The organism is Mesorhizobium sp. M2A.F.Ca.ET.037.01.1.1, assembly GCF_003998075.1.
Lineage (GTDB): Bacteria > Pseudomonadota > Alphaproteobacteria > Rhizobiales > Rhizobiaceae > Mesorhizobium.
On record NZ_RZSA01001163.1, the window covers coordinates 1 to 1862 of the forward strand.

Genomic DNA, 1862 nt, shown 5'->3' on the forward strand with positions numbered 1-1862 from the left:
ATATCTGGGCGTCGGCAACCATGGTAGCGTTGTTCTGCCGACATTGGCAGCCATGGCCGCCGGCGCCGTCTTCACCTATCTCGGATTCGACGGCATCGGTTTCCTCATCACCTATTCGGCCGTCACGGCGCTGCTCGCGGCGATCGGAACGATGTTCTGGATGAAGGGCGATCACGACCGCAGGATCCTGCTCGTCGTCTCGTTCCTGAGCGGAGCCTGCGGCTTGTCCTTCGCGCTGTGCGGCCTGGTGTTGCTGGTGCAAGGGCAATGGGTTCTCGGTGCTGCGCCCGACAACTGGGCGGAGCGGTTGAACACCGTCGTCGCGGTTGCCTGCATGACCGGCCTCGGGGCGCTGACGCTTTCGCTGCATCATCTGCAAGCGCAGATCGAGCTCAAGGCCGAGACCATGACCGATCCGTTGACCGGCCTGATGAACCGCAGGGCGCTCAACGAACTCTACGGCGATCGCAGCTTTGGTCCGTTCATGGCGATCGCGATGTTCGATCTTGACCATTTCAAGACGACCAACGATGTCTTCGGCCATCCCGTCGGCGACAAGGTCCTTTGCCGCTTCGCGGCGGTGATCAAGAAATATGGCAGGACAGGGGTCGACGCCTTCCGGCTCGGCGGCGAGGAGTTCGCGATCGTCATGTCGCGGATCACGCCTGAAAAGGCGCATGACATGGCAAGCCGCATCGGCGTCGCCTTCGGCACCGAGATCGTCGCGACGCATCGCGGTCCGCTGCGCAGCAGCGTCAGCGGCGGCATGGGATTTGGCGCAGCTAGTGGCCGGACCCTGGACGAGGTGCTGGCCGAAGCGGACGCCGCGCTCTATGCCGCCAAGCGCGCCGGGCGGAACCGCGTTATCGCCCAACGAGAACAGGGCCAGCCCGATAGCGGGCCGGCCCAGAAAACCGCCTGAACGACTACTCCGCGGCGCCGAGATATTCCGACAGCGGCGGGCACGAGCAGACCAGGTTGCGGTCGCCGGCCACATTGTCGATGCGCGACACCGGGGGCCAGTATTTCGTCGCCAGGTCGGCGTCGCCCGCAGGGTGGGCCGCTTCGAGCCGCGAGTAGGGATGCTTCCACTCAGCGGCAAGCGCTTCCGCCGCGGTGTGCGGGGCGTTGACCAGTGGGTTGTCGTTGGACGGCCACTCGCCCTTCGCCACTTTCGCCGCCTCGCCGGCGATGGCTACCATCGCCTCGCAGAAGCGGTCGAGCTCGCGCTTGGGCTCGGACTCGGTCGGCTCGACCATCAGCGTGCCGGCGACCGGGAACGACATGGTCGGCGCGTGGAAGCCATAGTCGATCAGGCGCTTGGCGATATCGTCGACGCTGATGCCGGCGCTCTCCTTGAGCACGCGAGTGTCGAGGATGCACTCGTGGGCGATGCGATCGTGCCTGCCCTTGTAGAGAAGCGGGAAGTGCGGCGCGAGCCGGGTCGCGATGTAGTTGGCGGAAACGATCGCCGTTTCCGTCGCCTGCTTCAGTCCTGAAGCGCCCATCATGCGGATGTACATCCAGGTGATCGGCAGGATGGAGGCGCTGCCGAACGGCGCCGCCGCCACGGCATGGGTCGTGCCTTCCGTCACGTGGCCGGGCAGGTAGTGCTTCAGATGGGCCTTGACACCGATCGGACCGACACCCGGCCCACCGCCGCCATGCGGGATGCAGAAGGTCTTGTGCAGGTTCATGTGGCAGACGTCGGCGCCGATATCGCCTGGACGGGCGAGACCGACCAGCGCGTTGAGGTTGGCGCCGTCGAAATAGACCTGGCCGCCATGCTCATGGACGATGGCGCAGAGGTCGCGTGCGCCTTCCTCGTAGACGCCGTGCGTCGAGGGGTAGGTGAACATCAG

1 protein-coding gene and 1 pseudogene are annotated in these 1862 nt (G+C 65.5%); one reads left to right on the forward strand and one right to left on the reverse strand.

Going from position 1 to position 1862, the window contains the following annotated elements; genetic code table 11:
- Positions 1-922: GGDEF domain-containing protein (locus EOA27_RS34640; protein ID WP_145970765.1), on the forward strand; the 922-nt coding region annotated here is incomplete at its 5' end.
- Positions 923-926: 4 nt separating this feature from the next.
- On the opposite strand, the pseudogene EOA27_RS34645 reads toward EOA27_RS34640, so the two are convergent.
- Positions 927-1862 (reverse strand): annotated as a pseudogene (locus EOA27_RS34645) (glycine dehydrogenase (aminomethyl-transferring)); the annotation flags it as partial.